At 66.0% G+C, this 17,904-nt stretch carries 9 protein-coding genes; 3 read left to right on the top strand and 6 right to left on the bottom strand.

Annotated elements, in window-relative coordinates; all coding sequences use genetic code 11:
- Position 1 precedes the first annotated feature (1 nt).
- The 5 genes from DNK89_RS09735 to DNK89_RS09715 form a co-directional block, all read right to left on the bottom strand.
- Positions 2 to 1,783 carry a diguanylate cyclase gene (locus DNK89_RS09735; protein ID WP_110959934.1) on the bottom strand — a complete coding sequence of 594 codons (1,782 nt, stop codon included), beginning with the start codon at positions 1,781 to 1,783 and terminating at the stop codon, positions 2 to 4.
- Positions 1,784 to 1,794: 11 nt separating this feature from the next.
- A complete protein-coding gene (locus DNK89_RS09730) occupies positions 1,795 to 3,318 on the bottom strand; it encodes an oxygenase MpaB family protein (protein WP_110959933.1) in 1,524 nt (507 codons plus the stop codon).
- A complete protein-coding gene (locus DNK89_RS09725; protein WP_110959932.1) occupies positions 3,315 to 4,136 on the bottom strand; it encodes a carotenoid biosynthesis protein in 822 nt (273 codons plus the stop codon). The genes DNK89_RS09730 and DNK89_RS09725 overlap by 4 nt, the downstream gene beginning before the upstream one ends.
- A gap of 185 nt (positions 4,137 to 4,321) precedes the next feature.
- Positions 4,322 to 5,143: an alpha/beta fold hydrolase gene (locus DNK89_RS09720; RefSeq protein WP_110959931.1), complete on the bottom strand. Its 822-nt coding sequence runs from the start codon at positions 5,141 to 5,143 to the stop codon at positions 4,322 to 4,324.
- An 84-nt stretch (positions 5,144 to 5,227) separates the two neighbouring features.
- Positions 5,228 to 6,055, bottom strand: coding sequence for a proteasome-type protease (locus DNK89_RS09715; RefSeq protein ID WP_015015191.1), 828 nt, complete (start codon positions 6,053 to 6,055; stop codon positions 5,228 to 5,230).
- Between the two features lie 486 nt (positions 6,056 to 6,541).
- Between DNK89_RS09715 and DNK89_RS09710 the strand changes: the two genes are divergently transcribed.
- Entirely contained in the window at positions 6,542 to 7,564 is a 1,023-nt protein-coding gene (locus tag DNK89_RS09710; protein ID WP_238990758.1) for a S9 family peptidase, read from the top strand.
- A gap of 51 nt (positions 7,565 to 7,615) precedes the next feature.
- On the opposite strand, the gene mutS is transcribed toward DNK89_RS09710, so the two are convergent.
- Positions 7,616 to 10,234, bottom strand: a complete 2,619-nt coding sequence (gene mutS / locus DNK89_RS09705; RefSeq protein WP_110959929.1) for a DNA mismatch repair protein MutS — start codon at positions 10,232 to 10,234, stop codon at positions 7,616 to 7,618.
- Positions 10,235 to 10,434: 200 nt separating this feature from the next.
- On the opposite strand from mutS, the gene DNK89_RS09700 reads away from it, so the two are divergent.
- Positions 10,435 to 12,981: a bifunctional diguanylate cyclase/phosphodiesterase gene (locus tag DNK89_RS09700; protein WP_238990756.1), complete on the top strand. Its 2,547-nt coding sequence runs from the start codon at positions 10,435 to 10,437 to the stop codon at positions 12,979 to 12,981.
- A gap of 48 nt (positions 12,982 to 13,029) precedes the next feature.
- Positions 13,030 to 17,904, top strand: a complete 4,875-nt coding sequence (locus DNK89_RS09695) for a PAS domain S-box protein (RefSeq protein ID WP_110959928.1) — start codon at positions 13,030 to 13,032, stop codon at positions 17,902 to 17,904.

The raw sequence follows: 17,904 nt of genomic DNA, 5'->3' as shown, positions 1-17,904 counted from the left end.
GTCATGCCAGTGCTGCCGTGGCAGGGATGCGCTGCACCGAGTGCTTGCCGCGTTGCTTGCCTGCGTACATCGCTGCATCTGCATACCGAAGAAGGCCCTGCGGATCGTCGCTGTCCAGCGGCGCGAGCGCGTACCCGATGGTCAGACCCACCTGGATGCGCAAATGGCTCAGCGTGAGCGGATGCTCAAAGGCCCGCAGCAGCGAACGGCCCAGGTCCTCGGCCTGCTCGGGCGTAGCCAAGTCGCGGGCCATGATGATGAACTCGTCCCCGCCCAGCCGCGCGACCAGGTCTGTCTGGTGACGCACATTGGCCTGGAGGCGGTGGCCCACTGCCACCAGCAGGTCGTCCCCCACATCATGGCCGTGCGCGTCGTTGATCGGCTTGAACCCATCCAGGTCCATCAGGTAGACCGCAACCAGCCGCTGGGGTGAGCAGTGGGCCAGCGCGGCGTGCAACGCGTGCTGGAGGCCGCGCCGGTTGCTCAGACCGGTGAGCGGATCGGTGTTGGCCAGCGACTGCATCAGATCGCGCTCGCGCATGGCCTCCTGGGCCTGAATCTGGGCCGCCCGGGCGCGCAGGCCCAGCACGCGGAAGAAAAGCAGCATGTCCAGGGTGGCGCCGATCTGGAACGAGTGCAGTGTCCAGAAGTTGGCAGATACCCAGCCCTGCACCAGGCACACCATCATACCGGCAGCGATGCCAAAGGCGATCCAGGCCACCAGCAAGGTGGCGCCAATGGGGTCTTTCTGCCGCACGCGCGCCAGAGCTGCTGGAAGGCTGATGAACGAGGGCAGTGCGCCCGCAAGACTCATGAACGCAATCGCAAACGGCACAGTCAACCAGCCCAGCACCAAGGCAATGCAGACCGCTGCCGTGATGCCTGCACCCACGCGCATGGTGCGCGCATACCGGCTGTTGGGGTTGTCTCCAGCCAGTGTGTGGCCGAGAAAGAGGAACGACCCGGTCAGCGCCATCAGCCCGGCTGCTGGGCCGGAGTACCGGTCCATCCAAGGGTTGTTGGGCCACAGATACTGCGGGCCAATACCAAAGAACTGCAGCGAGAAGCCCGCACTGCCCAGCACGACCAGTGCATAGAAGCCGAACATGCGGTCACGCTGCGTGACCCACTGAATCAGGCTGTACGCAAGCAGGCAAAAAGCCAGTCCGTTGAGGAGCCCTTGAAGGATCTGCTCACCCAAGGCGTGGCGCAGGTGAATGGGCATTTCGCTGACCGTGATGGGCAGAATCAGCGGGCCCGTGGCCTGCACGCGTACCAGCAGGTCGTACTGTTGTCCGGGCTGCAGGTCGAAGGCCATGGCGGGCGTTCGGCCTGCCAGTTGCGCTGGATCGGATTGGCGTGCGCGGGCCTGCTGCAGCACCTTGCCTCCCTGGGCCAGATACAGGTCGGCCCTCAGCGAGCTGTAGCCGAGGCTGACAACCCAGGACGTGCTCTGCGCCTCGCGCGCAACGATGGGAATGTGCAGCCACATGGCCGCCTTGTGCACGCCCAGCGAGTTGCCAGGGCGCACCGGCGGTTTGAATTCGCCCAGGCGGTTCAACATGTCCTCGACCGAGAGCTGGTAGGTGGGGTCGGCCTGGAGTGTGATGGCTTCCCAGGCGTCCACCTCCGGCCTGTCGTGTGTGAGCACCAAAGGCTCGCCTGCCTGCACTTGGCCGGGCAATGCGGTGAGCACCAGCAGGCACAGCACCACGCTCGCCACGCCGCAACCCGCACGCCACAGGCGGGTCAGTATCGGGAGGTTGCGCAGCGCGGGAGGCATGGGCGATGGGGCTATGGCGTGGTGGCTTGAGGTGCCTGGCCTGCTGCACCTGCTTGTGTTGACTGGGCCTTGCTGGCGAGGCCGTGACTCCAGCTGCCGGAGGTGGTCAGCCGGTCCTCGATGCGGTTGAGCCATCCGGGGGCGTTGGGGTCGTCGCTCCAGCTGTGCACCACGGTGTCCACCTGGTTGAGCAGTTCCGTGGGCAACTGCAATGGGCGCGTCTGGCTCATCAGCACCCGACTCATGAAGTGGTAACCCAGGGCCCGGGTCAGCATGCGCACGATCGAAAAACGCGGCATCAGCATGCCGACCACGGTATCGATCAAACGTGCCAGCAGGAGCACACCCCAGAACAGCAGGGCCGACAGCCAGGGCACAGGCTGGTTCAGCCCCAGGTCCTCGGCAGTCTCGCGCCCGCACAGGTAGCGGGTCATGAGTTGCGGGAAGGGTTTGACGATGCGCCGGGGCAGCGCGTTGGCCATGGTCTGCATCAGTGCCTGGCCCAGCGCCGGGCGCGGGTCGGGTGTGACCGGCTCGGCGCGGCCGCGCGCCTGCATGAGCGCCATCAGCGCATCGCCCTGGGCCATGGTCTCCACCATCAGGGAGCGGTCAATGCCCAGCACGTGGCCCACCACGTTCCAGGCATGCAGGTAGGCCTCCTCGTCGTGGGCGGGTAGTCGGAGACCCAGCCGGCGCAGGCTGCGCAGGAACACGTAGCCGAAGGTCAGCAGCGTGTAGGCCAGCTCTTCCTGGTTGCAAGGGAGGCCTTTGGCGGCGAGGTTCCAGCCGCGTGCATAGAGCGTCTGGTACATCATGGACCGTCCCCCGCCTGCGGGGGCGACGCCAGGCACGACCAGGCCGTCTCCACCCGCCTGCCATTGCGCCATGGCGTGTTCGGGGCTGCCGTGCAGGATGAGATTGCGCACCGTCGCGTGGATCAGCCGCACCTTGAGCACCTGCGCCACGCCGGCGCCACGTTGGCTGAGGCCGCCATGCAGCATCACCGGGAAGATCATTGCGGCGGTGGAGCGGATGCGGTATTCGGTGTTCTGCTCCAGCTGGCCGGTGGTGTGCAGCACGCTCGACAGGTCCGGCACCACATAACACTCGGGCAGGCTGGCGCAGAACAGCAGGATGCATGACAGCGCCCCGTGGTCCATGAACAGTTTTTCAGCGCGCTCGATCTTGCGGGCGTCAGCCCAGGGGGGGAGCACCTGCGCCGACTGCACGTAGTGGTTCAGCGCCTCGGCCATCTCGGCAGTCACATAGCCTTTGGCGGCTTTGTCACCTTCTCCCACCTGCACCGGGCCTTCTGTTGCTTGCCAATGGGTCAAGGTGGCGTTGTCGGCCCATTGGCTGAACAGCAGGTTGACCGTATTGATGTGTGCCCACTGCGGGGCGTCGGCGGCCACGTCGCCGGGGGGCCACGGCCCCAGGACTTTGGCAATGGTCTCGTCGGCCAGCGGATCGGCGTGGTGCTGCATGGGGGCCAGGTCAGCAGCTGGCAGGTGGGGGCTGGGGTGGGTTCCGGTCATGGCGCGACCTTACCCGGAGCGCGCCAGCGTTGGAAGCCCGCCAGCGCGCACAGCAGCGGAATTCCCATTGCGAAAGCGGCGATGGTCCGGATCTCCACCGGGTTGCCCAGAATCATCTGGAACACCATGCCCGCTGCATAGATGGCTAGCGGCACCATTGCGTGGCGCCGCAGGAAGGGGCTGGCGGGCTGCAGCGGGCGCTGGCGCACCGACATGCGAAAGCCGAAGACGATCACAAAAGCCACAAACACCCAGCCGAAAAAGCCCTGCACGGTTTCTCCAAACCAGGCGCCATCGGTCTTGGCCATGATCCACGCCTTGAGGGTGTACACAAAGTAGGGGTCTGCGCCCAAGTCGAACGCAGTCACGATCATGGCCGCCAGAAATGACAGCATGGCGGCATTGCCCAGGCCGGGTGCGCCGTCCACCGCAGATTGCCAGACAATCAGGTTGCTGATCACATAGCCCGCGTACGTCAGCGCAAACCACATCATCGGGATCACCAGCGGCACATCCAGCAGGCGGGGGCCCAGCACGTCGGTGTAGGTGTAGTGCCCGAAAAACCAGCCCCGGCTGGAGCCCATCTGCTCCGCAAACCAGCCCAGCGTGACCGCAATCAACACAAACTGCAGCGCTGCGCGGGTGCCCAGCAGGTGCGCGGCGCTGGCCCAGCAGCAGGCAAACATCAGCACCGAGGCGATGACGATGGCGATGGTGGTGTCGTTGTGGGTGCGAACGGCTGTGGCGATGACAAAAGCGGCAAGAAGCGCAAAGCTGAGCGCGGGTAAGCGCCCGGCCGTCGAGGGCGGTGCAGACATGTTGGGTGTATCACGCTGTAACAATTTCACCAGTGTAGGGGATTGGTGCGTGGTGTGTGTCCCCTGTTTCCCCTGATCCAGGGGCTCTGGCGGCTGCTTATTCGCCCCCCAACGTCTGAATTTGGTGGTAAGCAGAACCCGGCGCCCCTGGCCGGGGTCTCTTTGAACAGGTCCTCGGTAGCGGCTCAGCGCTGCAGGGGGGTGAGCGCGGCCAGGTTGAGCAGGGCCGCCTCGATGGCGGCCGCCGTGGCCACGGGCTGCTCCATGGGGAACAGGTGGCTGCCGTCCAGCATCATGGTGCGGCCCTCGGTCACACGCAGCGTCATGGCCATCCCGACCTGCTTCATCTCGTCCGAGTCGCGCCCGCCGATGAAGGCGGCCGGGCACTGCAGCGGGTGTTTGCTCAGCAGCCGGCCCAGGTTGTGGGGCAGCGTGTTGTAGATAGCCGTTTCCACCGCGCGGTCGAAGCCCAGCACGCGTTTGCCGTCCTGGTCCTGCAGGCCATGGGTGATGTAATCGTGCAACACCTCGGGGTGCCAGCGGGAAAACGCCTTTTTCTTTCGGAAGTGCTCCAGCGCTTCTTCATTGCTGGCCCAGCTGAAGCGGCGCTGGCGGCTGACGCGGCCTGGCGATATCGAGCCCACCACCTGGGTCCGCTTGGCCACGCCCACCACGTTGGCCTTCCAGCCGCCAATGAGCGGTGAGTCGATCAGCAGCACGCCGCGCACCAGCTCGGGGTGGCGCGCTGCCGCCATCACGCTGAGGAACCCGCCCAGCGAATGGCCGACCAGGAACACCCGCTGGCCGAGGCGCTGCACCTCGGGGCCGGCAAAGTCGGCCAGTTGCTGCACCAGGTGGGGCCAGTTGCTGGTTACTGGGTACTTGGGGTCGTGGCCATAGCGCTCGACCGCGCTGACTTCAAACCCCCGGGTCTTGAGGTGCTGGAACAGCACGCGGTAGGTGCTGGCCGGAAAACTGTTGGCGTGCGAGAAAACGATGGGCAGCATGGAGGTGGTGGCAGGGCAGCAGGGCCGACCAGCAAAGACGCGTGCGGCCGGGATGCAGCGGGCGCGCAGGCCCGCAGCAGAGCGTCAGATCAGCCGGTCGGTGTGGTTGGTGATCTTCTTGAGCGGCTTGCTGCGCGAGGGGGTGACCATGATCGGCACTTCGGTCGCGCCGCCGCTCCAGGCCGGGTCTTCGATGCTGTCGAACACCTGGCGCAGCTTCTGGCCCCAGCTGTCGTGCAGCATGCGGAAGTAGGGGTTGTTCTCGTCGATGCAGATCACCTTGTCGGTGGCAAAGCGGTCGGCCTCGTACACCACCAAGTCCAGGGGCAGGCCCACCGAGAGGTTGGACTTGAGCGTGCTGTCCATCGACACCAGAGCGCACTTGGCGGCCTCGTCCAGCGGGGTTTCCGGCGTGAGCACGCGGTCGAGCACGGGCTTGCCGTATTTGGATTCGCCCACCTGGAAGTAAGGGGTCTCTGATGTGGCCTCGATGAAGTTGCCCGCCGAGTAGACCTGGAACAGGCGCATGCCCTCGCCCTTGATCTGGCCGCCAAACACCAGGGACACGTTGAAGTCCACGCCTGAGCGCTTGAGGGCGGCGCCGTCGCGCTCGTGCACGTGGCGCACGGCAGCGCCCAGCACACGGGCGGCGTCAAACATGCTCTTGGCGTTCCAGATCGTGATGGCCTCACCCGATTCGCTGTCCTTGATCTGCTCGGTCTGCAGGATCTCGCGCACCGACTGCGAGATGGACAGGTTGCCCGCCGACAGCAGCACCATGAAGCGGTCGCCCGTCTTCTCATAGACCATCATCTTGCGGAACGAGCTGATCTGGTCCAGGCCGGCATTGGTGCGGGAATCGGACAGGAAAACCAGCCCGGCGTTGAGTTTGATGGCGACGCAGTACGTCATGGAACAATGGGGTTCGTTGGAAGGAGAGAACCCGCGAGTTTAGTCGCCCGCGAATCCGAGGCCTTGCGCCCCGCCAGGCGGCCATGTCTGCCGTTGCTGCAAAAATAGTGTTAGTCAGCGCACGGGCCAAAGCAGCCCGGCAACGCAGAGGCTTCAGAAACACCAGAACGAGGCGCTTGTAGCCTCTCTACTTGGCTGCCGTGGTCAATGCGTCGCACGGCGGTGGGAGCTCCTCCTGCATGGGTAGCAGATACACGTCACGCCTATGATCCGGCGCTCTACTTCCTTCCCAGAGGGCATACCGTGTTGAACACCTTGATTTCCTGTGGAGTGCGTTGTGCTCCGACCTTCGCCCTAGTGGCTGCACTGGTGGGCTGTGGTGGTGGCAGCGACAACATCGGAGGTGGCCCTAATCCTCCCGTGTCTCCCCCTGTGACCGAACGCGCCGGGCGACTTGAGTCGGCAGCATTGCTGAGTACAGTTCCCGTGACTGACATCAGTGCAGCGCTGGCCGCCAAAGAGTCTCTGGCACAAGACGTGGTACCGCGCTATGCCGTCACTTCGTACCGGTTGGACTATTTGACTACCGATGCCGATGGCCGGGAGGTACGCGCGTCCGGCATGGTCAGCGTGCCACAGAAGCCGGTGGGCGCGAAAAGCCCGCTGCTGAGCTACCAGCACGGCACCATTTTTCGCGACGCCGAAGCCCCCAGCAACAACGCAGTGGCGTCCGAGGTGGCCGTGGTGCTGGCGTCGCTCGGCTACATCGTGCTGGCCCCTGACTATGTGGGGTTTGGAAGTTCCAAAGGCACGCAGCATCCGTACCTGCTGTCGGCGCCGTCCGCCGCTGCTACGCTGGATTTTTTGACCGCTGCTCGCACCTGGCGCGGCAATGCCAATGTGGCTGACAACGGACAGCTTTTTCTGACCGGATATTCGGAGGGGGGCTACGTAACGATGGCCGCGCACCGCGCCATGCAGGAGAGCGGTTCGCCCCACCTGCAGCAGCTTCGCATGGTGGTGCCAGGCGCGGGGCCTTACAACGTACAGACCACCATGGATGGTTTGGTGGACTTGGTTCGACAAGAGCAGCCCGTGCTGGGCGCGCTGATTAATCCGGGCTTTCTGCGCTACCTGGGAGGGAGTGTGCAGCGCGAGGTAAGGCGCCTGCTGCTGCGTGCGCTGATTCCTGGTGATGCTGACGTGGTTTACGACACCCGCTTCATTGATCGGTACCTGGCGGACGACACCGGTTATGTTGCCGACATGAGCAGCGTCCACGACTGGAAACCCACCGTGCCTGTGCGCCTCTACCACGGCCGCGATGACCGCACCGTGCCCTATGCGAGTTCGGTCAGCACCCTGCGTGCCATGCAGCAAAGGGGCGCTGGAGATCTGGTGAACTTGACTGAATGCCGCGCACAACCCGTGGCCGGGCACGTGCAGTGTGTGCCGTCGTTCATCACTTTTATGCTGGGGCAGTTCGCGGGCGTGGTGCAGGATTTGTGAAACCAACTGCTTGTATGCCCCCCGAGGCTGTCCCGGCGGGGCGTCCTTGGGTCAGCCCAGCATCTTCTTGAGCTGATACAGCGCGTCCAGCGCTTCGCGGGGGCTCATCGCGTCGGGGTTGATGCCGGCCAGCGCGGCTTCCACCGGGCTGGCGACCACGCTCTCGGGCACCTCGGGGGCGGCGAACAGGTCCACCTGCAACTCATCCTCGCCAGCGCGCTCTTCCAGCGCCGCGAGCGCATGGCGGGCGTGGTGCAGCACGGGCGATGGCATGCCCGCCAGCTTGGCCACCTGAATCCCGTAGCTGCGGCTGGCCGGGCCGGGCTGAATCTCGTGCAGGAACACGATATCCGCGCCGCTTTCGGTGGCACTCACATGCATGTTGACGGCGTGGCGTGCCTTGGCGGGCAGCTCGGTCAGCTCGAAGTAGTGCGTGGCGAACAGCGTGAAGGCGCGGGTCCTGTCGTGCAGGTGGGTGGCAATGCCGCTGGCCAGCGCCAGGCCGTCGAACGTGCTGGTGCCCCGGCCGATCTCGTCCATCAACACCAGGCTGTGGGGCGTGGCAGCGTGCAATATTTGCGCGGCCTCGGTCATCTCCAGCATGAAGGTGGACTGCGCGTTGGCCAGGTCGTCCGCCGCGCCGATGCGGGTGTGGATGGCGTCGATGGGCCCCAGGCGGCAACTAGCCGCGGGCACATGGCTGCCCATGCTGGCCAGCAGCACGATCAGCGCCACCTGCCGCATGTAGGTCGATTTACCGCCCATGTTGGGGCCAGTGATGACCTGCATGCGCGTGTTGGCGTTCAGGCGCGTGTGGTTGGCGATGAAACTGCCGCTCGATGTCTCGGCCAGGCGCGCCTCCACCACCGGGTGGCGGCCGCCCTCGATCTCAATGCAGGGTTCGGGTACGAACTGGGGCGCACACCAGTTCAGGGTGAGCGAGCGCTCAGCCAGCGTGCACAGCACATCGAGGGTTGCGAGCGCCTGTGCCAGACGGGTCAGCTGCGGAATGTGGGGCTGCAGCTGGTCCAGGATCTGTTCGTACAGCCACTTCTCGCGCGCCAGCGCGCGCTCGCTGGCCGACAGGGCCTTGTCTTCAAACGCCTTGAGTTCGGGCGTGATGAAGCGCTCGGCGTTTTTCAGCGTCTGGCGGCGGCGGTAGTCGTCGGGCACCTTCTCGACATGGCTGCTGGTCACCTCGATGTAGAAGCCATGCACCTTGTTGAACTGCACGCGCAGGTTGGGGATGCCGGTGCGGGCTTTCTCGCGGACTTCCAGGTCGAGCAAGAAGGCGTCGCAATTGGTCTGGATGGCGCGTAGCTCGTCCAGCTCGGTGTCGAAGCCGTTGGCGATCACGCCGCCGTCGCGCACCAGGGCAGCTGGCTCTTCGGCAATCGCGGCCTGCAGCAATGCCATGCAACCCTCGGGTGGCTGCAGATGGCTGAAGATTTGCATCAAAAAGGGCTCTGGTGCCCGTCCATTGAGCGCAAGCAGCTCTGCTTTTTGTAGCGTCTTGCCCAGCGCGACCAGCTCGCGCGGGCGCACCTGGCGCAGCGCAATGCGGGCGGTGATGCGCTCCACATCGCTCACGCCCTTGAGTTCGCCACGCAGCGTGGACCAGGGGCCCGCGCCGCCGCCTGCGCCGCCCGCACCCCGCAAGGCCGTGGTGGCCGACAGGCGCTGGCGTGCCTCGGCACGGTCGCGGCGGGGTTCCAGCAGCCAGGTCTTGAGCAGGCGGCTGCCCATGCCCGTCATGCAGGTGTCCAGCAGCGAGAACAGCGTGGGCGCATCGTCGCCGCGCAGGGTCTTCACCAGCTCCAGGTTGCGGCGCGTGGTGGCGGGCAGGTCGATGAGGTCGTCATTGCGCTGCACCTGCACACTGTGCACGTGGGTCAGTGCGCGGCCCTGCGTGTGTTCGGCATAGGTCAGCAGCCCGGCGGCGGCGGCGTGGGCCTCGCCCAGGTCTTGCGCACCCCAGGCCTGCAGGCTGGCGGCGCCCAGGTTTTCGAGCAGCTTGCGCTCGCCCAGTGCGCTGTCAAACTGCCAGTCGGGCCGCAGGCTCATCGGGCAGGTGAAGGCGCCGCCTTGGCGCAGCACCTGCAGTTGTTGCTCAAAGCGTTCGGTCACGCCCGCGCTGTAGATCAGCTCGCTGGGCGCCACGCGCGCCAGCCAGGCGCCCAGTTCGTCCAGCGCGCATTCGGCCAGGAACACGCGGCCCTGCGTCACGCTCAGCCAGGCCAGGCCGCACCGCGCGCGGGGCGCCTGGTGTACGGCCATCAGCAGCGATTCGGATTTGTCGGACAGCAGCTCGGTGTCGGTCAGCGTGCCGGGCGTGACCACGCGCACCACCTTGCGCTCCACCGGCCCCTTGCTGGCGCCCACCTCGCCCACCTGCTCGGCAATCGCCACCGACTCGCCCATCTTGATCAGGCGCGCCAGGTAGTTCTCCAGCGCGTGGAACGGCACCCCCGCCATCACCACCGGCTGCCCGCCCGACTGGCCGCGCTGCGTGAGCGTGATGTCGAGCAGGCGCGCGGCCTTTTCGGCGTCTTGCCAGAAGACCTCGTAGAAGTCGCCCATGCGGTAGAAAAGCAGCGTCTCGGGGTACCCGGCCTTGAGGGCCAGGTACTGCTGCATCATGGGGGTGTGGTGTTCGAGCGTGTCGGACATGCAGGGGGTGGCAGGAATGAGGCGTGGACTGTAGCAGTTCGGTCATCGGGTTTCCCCTTGGTGAATTCCACTGCGTTCTGCCAAGATGTTACGTTTTGACATACTCTTGGCTGTATGCTGGCAGCTTGACCCTGAACGGAGCCATCCTCCGTTTGCGCATTGGTGTTTCAACCCCAGGATTCAGAGGCTTCAGAGCGACCGTGATTTCGTCCGAACTGCTGTCCGACCTCCTCGCCCCTGCCGGGGACGGCCTCATCGAGCCCATGGCGCAGGCGCGCCTGCAAGCGCTGGTGGATGCAGTGCCGGTGGCGCTCATGGAGTTTCGTCTGCAGGACGGCCGATTGCTGCTGCTGGCGGCCAACGCTGCGGCCCGGCGCATGCCGGGGCTGGGCGCAGTACGGCACCCGGGCGTGGATGCATCCGAGGTGTTTGACCTGCTGGCCAACACACTCTTGATGGACCAGTTGCTCGGCGTGGTGCGCGTGGGTGCACCGCTGGAGTGCCGCCAGGTGGTGCGCGAGCCCGGCCGGCTGTTGCTGGCCTGGGACCTGTCGGCCCGGCGCGTGACGAACGACAGCATCGTGGTCACGGTGCGTGATGCCTCGGAGGCCGAGAACCTGCGGGTGTCGCTGGCAGCGTCCGAGCGCGCACTGGAAGAAGTGCGGCGCGAGCTGCGCGAACAGACCGATGTGTTCAACACCATGGAGAGTCTGGCGCGCACCGGCCACTGGCGGCGCATTGAAGACCCGGGCGAAACCGTGCTGCTCTGGTCGCCCGGCCTGTGCGACATCGCAGGGTTTGAGCAACAGGAATGGGTGGACCCCGAGCGCGCGGTGAGCGGCATCCTGCCGGAAGATCGGCACGTGTTCGACAAGATCCGCGAGCGTGGGTCCGGGCTGGACGTGGAGTACCGCTGGCGTCGGCCGGACGGCGAAGTGCGCTGGATGCGCTCGCGCGTGCAGCGCACGCTGCCGCGTGACGGCGTGCAGGTGGTCATGGGCGTGGTGCAGGACGTGACAGACGAGCACCGCGCTGCAGAGCAGTTGCGTGAGCAGCTGTTGTTCATCCAGCGCATTGCCAGCCGCATTCCCGGCTTCATCTACGAATACCGGCTGCATTCCGACGGCGGCACCAGCGTGCAGTACATCAGCGATGCCGTGCGCGAATTCATGGGGGTGGAACCGCACGAGGTCACGGCCAACCATGGAGTGCTCATGCACCGCGTGGTGCCCGAAGACCTGCCGTTGGTTCAGCGCTCGGCCATGATGTCGGTGCGCAAGCTGGTGCCCTGGCAGTGTGAGTACCGCGTGCGCATGCCGGACGGCAGCGTGCGCTGGCACATGACGAACGCCATTCCGCACCGCGAGGCGGATGGCTCGGTGGTGTCGCATGGGTTCACCATGGACATCACCGACCGCAAGTTGGCCGAGCAAGAAATCGAACGCCTGGCCTTCTACGACGCGCTCACGGGCCTGCCCAACCGCCGCCTGCTCCTGGACCGCCTGCAACGCTCCATCGCCGCCTGCCAGCGCACCCGCAATCTCGGCGCACTGCTGTTCATCGACCTCGACAACTTCAAGGACTTGAACGACACCCTGGGCCACGACATGGGCGACCAACTCCTGGCCCAGGTCGCCGCCCGCCTGGTGGGCAGCGTGCGCGAAGCCGACACCGTCGCCCGCTTTGGCGGCGACGAATTCGTCGTCATGCTCGAAGCCCTGGCCCCCGACCTGCAAAACGCCGCCACCCAGGCAGAAACCGTCGCAGAAAAACTCCTGGCCAGCCTGAACCAGCCCTTCAACCTGGACGGCGCCCAGCACTACAGCACCCCCAGCATCGGCATCACCCTCTTTGGCGACGAACGCCTCACCGTGGACGAACTCTTGAAGCGTGCCGACCTGGCCATGTACCAGGCCAAAGCCGCAGGCCGCAACACCCAGAGATTCTTCGACCCCGACATGCAGGCAGCGGTGAACGCCCGCTCCAACCTCGAAGCCGACCTGCGCCAGGGCCTGGCCCGGGGCGAGTTGCTCGTGCACTACCAGCCCGTGGTCGACCACCACGCCCGCCTCCTGGGCGCAGAAGCCCTCGTGCGCTGGCGCCACCCCCAGCGCGGCATGATCAGCCCGGCCGACTTCATCCCCCTGGCAGAACAGACCGGCCTCATCCTCCCCCTGGGCCAATACGTGCTCCAGACCGCCTGCGAACAACTGCAGCGCTGGAGCCAGCACCCGGACACCGCCCACCTGTCCATCTCCGTCAACGTCAGCGCCCGCCAATTCCGCCAACCCGGATTCGTGGCCGAAGTGCTGCAAACCTTGAAGAACCACAACGCAGACCCCCGGCAACTCAAGCTCGAACTCACCGAAAGCCTGCTGCTGGGCGACATCGAAGACACCATCGCACGCATGGTGCAACTCAAAAGCGAAGGCGTGGGCTTTGCGCTGGACGACTTCGGCACCGGGTACTCCAGCCTGAGCTACCTCAAGCGCCTGCCGCTGGACCAGGTCAAGATCGACCAGAGCTTCGTGCGGGACGTGCTGACGGACCCGAACGACGCGGCGATAGTTCGGACCATCCTGGCGCTGGCCAAGAGCCTGGACCTGGAGGTGGTGGCCGAGGGGGTGGAGACGACGGGGCAGCTGAGTTTTCTGAGGCTGCATGGGTGCGAGGGGTTCCAGGGGTATCTGTTTGGAAGGCCCGGGCCGGCGGAGACTATCGATGCATTGCTGGACCCCGCAGGCTGACAGTAACGGATCCACTGGGCAGGGAGCCCGCGTGGCAAGGGCGTAGGCATGTGGTTTGACAAGCTTCTGGACCGCAAAGCGCCAGGCCTGCGTGGCTTGTTGCTGGTCGTAGTCCTCGCGCTGGTGGGCGCAGTGCTGGTGGTGCAGGGGGCGCAACACTGGCGTGCCGACGAGCGGTCTGCCGAGCGCTCGCGTCTGCTGCAGCAGACGGCAGACACCTTGCAAGCACAGACCACCGGTGGCTCCATGCTGGGGGCCGTGTCTTTGATGGGGCTGAGCGAGCCGCTGCTCAAGGACATGGCGCTGGGCCGCTTGCCTCCCGATCACCCCGAAGCCCTGTCCCGCCTGGCCGTGGCGCGGGGGCGCTTTCTGGTGCAGGGCGTGTATGTCATGTCGGCAGACGGCACCGTGGTGGCCCATGAGACGCCGGGCGAACGGTCCACGGGCTTGAACCTCGCGTTTCGCCCCTATTTCCAGCAGGCCATCCAGGGCGCGACCAGCGTGTATGCGGCCATTGGCAGCAACACCCAGGAGCGCGGGCTGTACTACGCGGCGCCGCTGTACGAAAGCGACACGCCTTCGAGCAACATCATCGGCGTGGTCATGTTCAAGGTGGGCTTCGAGCCGGTGGACCTGCTGCTCAAGCGCGCGGGCCTGCCCATGGTGTTGCTGTCGCCGCAGGGGGTGGCCTTTGCCGCCACCCGGCCCGAATGGCAGTTTGCGGTGGCACCGCCGCTCACGCAGGCGCGCATCGACGCCATCCGGGCCACGCGCCAGTTCGGCCGCCACTTTGACAACGGCGTGGCGTCTGCGTTGCCGTTTGCAGCCGATGCGGGCGAGGTGCAGATCAACGGCGTGTCCCATGCGGTCGAGCGCCGGGCCATTGACTGGCACGACCCGACCGGTGAGTGGCAACTGGTGGCGCTGGACGACATCAGCGCCTTGATGACGTCATCACAACGCGCACGCATCGGGGCCGTGGCCTTTGTGTTGTTTTGCCTGCTGGGCCTGTTGCTGCTGGATTTGCTGCGCAGCCGCGCGCGGGTGGCCAGCGCGCTGGAGCGCTTCCGGGTGCTGGGGACGGCGCTGGAGAGCAGCCCCGTGTCGGTGGTGATCACCGATGGCGAGGGCCGCATCGACTGGGTGAACCCCCAGTACGAGCGCAACACCGGGTATTCGCTCGACGAGGTGCGGGGCAAAAAGCCCTCGCTGGTGGCCAGCGGCCAGACGCCCGCGCAGACCTACCAGCTGATGTGGTCGGCACTGCTCTCGGGCAAATCCTGGCAAGGCCAGTTCGTCAACCGGCGCAAAGATGGGAGCATCTACCACGACGAGGCCACGCTGTCCCCTGTGTTTGACGGGCGTGGCAAGCGCATCGGTATTGTGGGTTTGCACGAGGACGTGTCCGAGCGCATCCAGGCGCAAAAGGAACTGGAGCGCCGCGAGCGCCTGCTCAACGAACTGCTGGAGCAGCAGACCGCCATCTTTGACAACGCGCCGCCCATCGTGCTGGTGTGCGATGGGCAGTTCCGCCAGTTCAATCCGGCGTTTGTGGACCTCATGGGCGGCACGGCATCCCAGCTGCTGGGGCGCGGGGTGTCGGTGCTGTTCGGTGGTGCGGGCCATGCCGACCTGTTCACCGCCCGCGTAACGCCCGCATTGGCGTCGGGCCAGGCGCTGCGCGAGACCGCGACGCTGTACCGGCTGGATGGCACCCGGTTTGAGGCGCGCCTGGCGGGCCGCAGCCTTAAGATGGACGACTTTGGCACCGCCTCGATCTGGGTGATTGAAGACGTCAGCGAACAGCGGCGCGCAGAACAAGTCATTCAGCAGGCCCAGGAGCGTCTGGAGCTGGCGCAGGAGGCGGGCAAGATCGGGGTGTTCGATCTGAACCTGATCACTGGCGAAATCGTCTGGTCCGACAAGCTGGCGCAGATGATGGGCCTGCCGCCCGGCACCCAGCCCGACGGACGGGACTTCTGGCTCAACTGCCTGCATCCCGAGGACCGCGACCAGGCGGGCGCCTATTTCGACAGCTGCCTGGCTGGCACCGAGGATTACCTGCGCGACTCCTGGCGCATCGTGCGCCCGGACGGAGAGGTGCGCTGGTTCCTGGAGGCTGCACGCATTTTCCGCAACGCCCAGGGCCAGCCCGTGCGGGTGGTGGGGGTCAACGTGGATATCCACGATCAGAAGCTCCTGGAGGAACAGGTGGCAGGGCAGCTGGATTTCCAGCAGGCGCTGATCGATGCCATCCCAGTGCCCCTGTTCTACAAAGGGGCAGACGGGCGGTACATCGGGGTGAACCGTGCCTACGAGCAGGCCTTCGGGGTGACGCGCGAGGCGCTCATCGGCAAGACGGTGATGGACCTGGACTACCTGCCGCAAGAGACCCGCACCCGCTTCGAGCAGGACGCGGTACAGGCCATGGAAGGCGAGCGCAAGGTGCACCGTGAGGTGGACCTGCCCTATGCCGACGGCGAACTGCACCACACGCTGTTCTGGCTGCATGGCTTTGCGCGCCCGGATGGCACGGCGGGCGGCACCATCGGTACGTTTGTGGACATCACCGACCGCCAGCGCGCTGAACAGGAACTGCGGCGCGCCAAGGAGCTGGCCGAGGAATCCACCGCGCTCAAGTCCAACTTCCTGGCCAACATGAGCCACGAGATCCGCACGCCGATGAACGCGATCATCGGCATGTCGCATCTGGCGCTCAAGTCGGGCCTGAGCCCGCGCCAGCATGACTATGTGAGCAAGATCCAGCAGGCGGGCCAGCATCTGCTGGGCGTCATCAACGACATCCTGGACTTCTCCAAGATCGAGGCGGGCAAGCTGGTGGTGGAGCGCCAGCCGTTCCTGCTCGACCGGATGCTGGAAAGCGTGTCGGATGTGGTGGGCTACAAGGCCGGAGCCAAGGGACTGGAGCTGGTCTGCGATGTGGCCAGCGACGTGCCCCCCAACCTGGTGGGCGATGCGTTGCGTTTGGGCCAGATCCTCATCAACTACGCCAACAACGCCATCAAGTTCACGGAGTCGGGCGAGATCAGCATTGCCGTGCGTTTGCTGGAGGAGATGGGAAACCAGGTGCGGCTGCGTTTCGAGGTGCGTGACACAGGCATCGGGCTCACCGACGAGCAGATGGCGCGCCTGTTCCAGAGCTTCCAGCAGGCGGACACCTCCACCACGCGCCGCTACGGCGGCACCGGCCTGGGGCTGGCGATCTGCAAGAGCCTGGCCGAGCTGATGGGTGGCGAGGTGGGTGTGGAAAGCCGCTTTGGCAAGGGCTCCACCTTCTGGGTGTCGGTGCCGCTGGAGCGCGGCGCGCCGGCGCGGGTGCTGCTCCCACCGCCCGACCTGCGGGGAACCCGGGTGCTGGTGGTGGACGACAACCACACGGCGGCCACGGTGCTGTCCGACATGCTGCAAGCCATGGGTTTTGTGGTGGAACAGGCGCATTCGGGCCTGGAGGCGCTGGACCGGCTGCGCGAGTCCATGACCCATCAGCAGCCTTTTGGCCTGTTGCTGCTGGACTGGCACATGCCGGGCATGGATGGCGTGGAGCTGGCCGGCCACATCCGCAGCCTGGGCATGCCCAAGGTGCCGCAGATGCTGATGGTGACGGCCTACGGGCGCGAGGACGTGATGCGGGCCGCACGTGCGCAGGGCATCGAAACCGTGCTCATCAAGCCCGTCAATGCCTCGCTGCTGTTCGACACCCTGATGCAGCCGCTGGAGGCATCGGGCTCGGAGCGACGCCGTGCGGTCACCCCCGCCCCTGCGGCCGACGAGCTGCCCCTGGACATCCGGGGCGCCAGCGTGCTGCTCGTCGAGGACAACGAGCTCAACCAGATGGTGGCGATGGAGCTGCTGCTGGACGCAGGCTTTGCCGTCGACGTAGCCGAGAACGGGCAGATCGCTATCGACCACATTGAGCGCAAGCACTACGACGCCGTGCTCATGGACATGCAGATGCCCGTCATGGACGGCGAGACGGCCACGCGCCTGCTGCGCGGCAACCCGCGTTATGCGCAGTTGCCCATCATCGCCATGACGGCCAACGCCATGGAGGCGGATCGCCAGCGCTGCTTTGCGGCCGGCATGAACGACCATGTGGCCAAGCCCATCGAGCCTGCGGCCCTGTGGGCCGCGCTGGCCCGGTGGATCCGCCCCCGCGAGGGGCTGGGTGCCGCGGTACCACCCGCGCGCAGCAATGCGGCGCCAGTGGCGGCATCGTTGGCGGCAGGGGCTGCTGGTGCAACGGCAGCAGGCTGGCTCCCGGTGGATGTTCCTGATCTGCCGGGCCTGGACACAAACCTGGGCCTGCAGCGTGCGTTGGGCAAGACGGGTCTGTATGCCGAGATGCTGCGCCGCTTTGTGCAAGGGCAGGCCCCGGTGCTGCCAGAGCTGCAGCGCGCCCTCGCGGTGCATGACGTAGCGCTGGCCGAGCGCCTGGCCCACACGCTGCGGTCGGTGGCCGCCAACATTGGCGCGCAGGCCGTGTCGGACCGCGCGCAGGCGCTGGAGCACGCGCTGCGTTTTCGCCATGGCAACGAGGCCATCGTGCCGTTGCTGGCGGAGCTGCGTGCTGCGCTACAGCCGCTGCTGCAGGGGCTGCAGGACTGGGTGCTGCAAGCGGTGCAGGGGCAAGCGGAACCGGGGCCCGGTGTGCCGCCCTCTGAGGGAGCATCCGGGCCGTGCATGACACCCGCCGAGGCCGAACACCATTTGCGCCACTTGCTGGAGCAGGACGACCCTGCAGCCACCGAGTTTTTCCAACACAATGGCGTGTTGCTCAAGGCGGCCCTGGGGAGCGCTTTCCAGGCTGTTGAAAAGCACACCCTGAACTTTGATTTCGAGCAGGCACTGGAGGCCATGGCTGCGGTGCCTGGCTCCGAATCCACCGCCCTCGAATCCCCCTGA

It is taken from the genome of Acidovorax sp. ST3 (genome assembly GCF_003231145.1).
Lineage (GTDB): Bacteria > Pseudomonadota > Gammaproteobacteria > Burkholderiales > Burkholderiaceae_C > Acidovorax.
Note: the sequence above shows the minus strand (reverse complement) of the source record. Positions and strands in the feature narration are given on the sequence as shown.

Excerpts from the sequence above, each read along its gene's own strand:
- mutS (WP_110959929.1), bottom strand. The coding sequence starts at position 10,234 with ATGTCCGACACGCTCGAACACCACACCCCCATGATGCAGCAGTACCTG.
- DNK89_RS09725 (WP_110959932.1), bottom strand. The coding sequence starts at position 4,136 with ATGTCTGCACCGCCCTCGACGGCCGGGCGCTTACCCGCGCTCAGCTTT.
- DNK89_RS09715 (WP_015015191.1), bottom strand. The coding sequence starts at position 6,055 with ATGACGTACTGCGTCGCCATCAAACTCAACGCCGGGCTGGTTTTCCTG.
- DNK89_RS09735 (WP_110959934.1), bottom strand. The coding sequence starts at position 1,783 with ATGCCTCCCGCGCTGCGCAACCTCCCGATACTGACCCGCCTGTGGCGT.
- DNK89_RS09695 (WP_110959928.1), top strand. The coding sequence starts at position 13,030 with ATGTGGTTTGACAAGCTTCTGGACCGCAAAGCGCCAGGCCTGCGTGGC.
- DNK89_RS09720 (WP_110959931.1), bottom strand. The coding sequence starts at position 5,143 with ATGCTGCCCATCGTTTTCTCGCACGCCAACAGTTTTCCGGCCAGCACC.
- DNK89_RS09730 (WP_110959933.1), bottom strand. The coding sequence starts at position 3,318 with ATGACCGGAACCCACCCCAGCCCCCACCTGCCAGCTGCTGACCTGGCC.